Origin of the sequence: Bradyrhizobium sp. 61 (assembly GCF_023073075.1) — a bacterium.
GTDB classification, from domain to species: Bacteria; Pseudomonadota; Alphaproteobacteria; order Rhizobiales; family Xanthobacteraceae; genus Bradyrhizobium; species Bradyrhizobium barranii.
In genome coordinates this window covers 1-2597 of the sequence record NZ_JADPIU010000107.1, presented here as the reverse complement: position 1 = coordinate 2597, position 2597 = coordinate 1, and the positions used below count along the sequence as shown (strand labels likewise).

The following is a 2597-nucleotide window of genomic DNA, read 5'->3' as shown; positions in this document are numbered from 1 at the left end:
GTACGCCTACGACGAAGGCCGCCTGATTGTCGCGTGCGCGCGGGCACGGCGAGCTATATGTGATGGCGTTGGGTGAAGGTCAGGCGGCTTGCTGATCGTCGCATTTGCCGGCTTGGCGCAGAAGCTTCCATTCCCAGGGCAGCAGTTCGTGCAGCCGCGATGCAGGAAGATCGGCGATACGGGCGAGGACGTCGGCAAGCCAGGCTTTTGGATCGACGTCATTGAGACGACACGTCGTGATCATCGTCAGCATGATGGCGGCACGTTCGGCACCACGCTGGCTGCCAGCGAAGGTCCAGTTGCGCCGTCCCAAGGCGATGCCTCTCAAAGCGCGTTCAGCGCAATTGTTGGTCAAGCAGATCCTCCCGTCGTCGAGGAAGCGGGCGAAGCCCTCCCAGCGCCTGAGCATGTAGTTGATCGGCTTCAGGACCTCGGACGAGCGCGAGAGGGTTTCGCGCTCGCGCAGCAGCCAGGCGTGCATGTCGTCGAGAAGCGGCTTGCTCTGTTCCTGGCGCACGGCGCGTCGCTCGTCGGCGCTGCGGCCGTTGATGGCGCGCTCGATCTCGAACAACGCGTCCACCCGCCTGACCGCCTCCAGTGCGATCGGGGAGACCGGTTTGCCCTTCTTGCCTTCCCAAGCATTTTTCTCAATGTCAGCCAGCTCGAAGAAGCCTCGCCGTGCATGGGCAAAGCAATACGCCGGCGTAATTGGCAGTGTCTTCTTCTGCGGATCGAACAGCGGCTCGAAGCCGTTGTAGCAATCGGCTTGCAGGATGCCGGCGAAGACCGCCAGATGCTTTTGGGGATGCTCGCCTCGTCGGTCGCTCGAGGCGTAATAGATCGCAGCCGGCGGCGCGGGCCCGGCGAAGGGCCGGTCATCCCGCACATATGTCCAGATCCGCCCAGTCGTGCATTTGCCCTTGGCCAGGATACGGATGGTGGTGTCGTCGCCATGTAGGCGCTCGGCCGCAAGCACATGACGCTCGATCAAGTGGAAGAGCGGCATGACGGCAAAGGTCCCGTGGCCGATCTGGTCAGCCAGTGTCGACAACGGCAAATCGATCGTCTCGGCCTTAAAGCGCACGCTCTGGCGGTTGAGCGGGATATGCATGCCGAACTTGTCGAACAGGATCGTCGCCAACAATTGTGGACCGATGAAGCCACGCGGCGTGGCATGGAACGGCGCCGGCGGCTGGCTGATCTTCTCGCAATCCCGGCAGGTGAACTTCTCGCGCACCGTCTCGATGACCTTGAAGCGGCGCGGGATCTCCTCCAGGGTCTTGGTCACATCCTCGCCGACCTTCGCCAGTCGCGATCCACCGCAGCAGGCGCAGGTCGTTGGAGCTTCAACAACGACGCGCTCGTGTTCGATATCGTCGGGCCAAGGCTTGCGCACCGGCCGCTTACGCGTGAAGGGACGGACGTTCTGCGTCTTCGCTGCCGCCGCCTGTGCGGCCAGCTCGTCCTCGCTCGCCGTGGTGATGAGTTCCTCGAGCTCCAACTCCAACTGCTCGAGCAGCCGTGCCGAGCGCTCGGATCGCTGCCCGTGCAGTTCACGTTTGAGCTTCTCAATTCGCAGCTCAAGATGCGCGATCAGCGCCTCGTTGTCCGACAGCTCCGCCAACGCACTGGCAGCCACCGCTTCGGCTCGCAGCCGCGCCTCGCGCTCGGCCTGCAGCGCCGCTAGAGCGCTGACAAGGTCCGACGGAAGATCGTCCGGCTTCGATATCATGAAGCCATTGAATCAGATCAAGCCGCAGATTCAACCAAAAACGGCTATCCGACCCGTGTCGGACGCTGGGGTTCTTGCGGGTTGCGCCAATCGATTCCGGACAACAGATAGCTCATCTGCGCTGGCGAGATCGTCACAGCTTCACCCGCAACGGATGGCCATATAAACCTTCCTCTCTCCAGTCTCTTGGTAAACAGGCATGCCCCCTGGCCATCGTGCCAGATCACCTTCACAAGATCGCTGCGGCGACCCCGGAAGACGAACAAATGACCGCTGAGCGGATCCTTGCGCAGCACCTCCTGCACCTGGAGTGCCAACGACGGAAAGCCCCGGCGCATATCCGTGTGGCCTGTCGCGAGCCACACTCGCGCGCCTGTCGGAACCGGGATCATCGGTGGGCCAAAGCATCGAGAACGCGACGTAGCGCGTCTCCATCAACGTCGCCATCGACCCGGATGCAATGCCCGCTATCAAGATCGATCTCGATGATGCAATCGCTCTTGCGTCGCCGCGCCGTCGTCGTCAACGGCGCTTCGGCCAGCTCCCGCGGTGACGCAAGCGGCCCAATCTCGACTGGAACAAACGGAGCAATGCTCGCTTCGCCGTGCTTGCAGAGATCCTTGCGCCACCTGAACAGCTGGCTCACATGAAGCCCGGCCACGCGAGCCACCTCGGAAACACTGGCGCCGGGCTCGAGCGATGCTGCAACAAGCCGCTCTTTCTCGTCCTGCGACCACCGGCGCCGCCGCTCGACCGATGTGATTACCTCCGTCCTCGAAATCGTCATACCACTTCTCCTAGGATTACCCCTAGGACCTGCAGCTATAACGTTCGTCAAACAAGGCGGCCTTCAATGGAGGGATAC

3 protein-coding genes are annotated in these 2597 nt (G+C 62.3%); all 3 read right to left on the bottom strand.

What is annotated here, in order from left to right:
• Nucleotides 1–79 precede the first annotated feature (79 nt).
• The 3 genes from IVB46_RS40935 to IVB46_RS40925 are packed head-to-tail and all read right to left on the bottom strand — an operon-like array spanning nt 80 to nt 2519.
• Nucleotides 80–1732, bottom strand: a complete 1653-nt coding sequence (locus tag IVB46_RS40935) for an IS66 family transposase (protein WP_247305646.1) — start codon at nt 1730–1732, stop codon at nt 80–82.
• Nucleotides 1733–1776: 44 nt separating this feature from the next.
• On the bottom strand, nt 1777–2124 hold the full coding sequence (gene tnpB, locus IVB46_RS40930; protein WP_247305648.1) for an IS66 family insertion sequence element accessory protein TnpB: 348 nt from the start codon (nt 2122–2124) through the stop codon (nt 1777–1779).
• Nucleotides 2121–2519, bottom strand: a complete 399-nt coding sequence (locus IVB46_RS40925; protein WP_247305652.1) for a transposase — start codon at nt 2517–2519, stop codon at nt 2121–2123. The genes tnpB and IVB46_RS40925 overlap by 4 nt, the downstream gene beginning before the upstream one ends.
• Between the last annotated feature and the right edge of the window lie 78 nt (nt 2520–2597).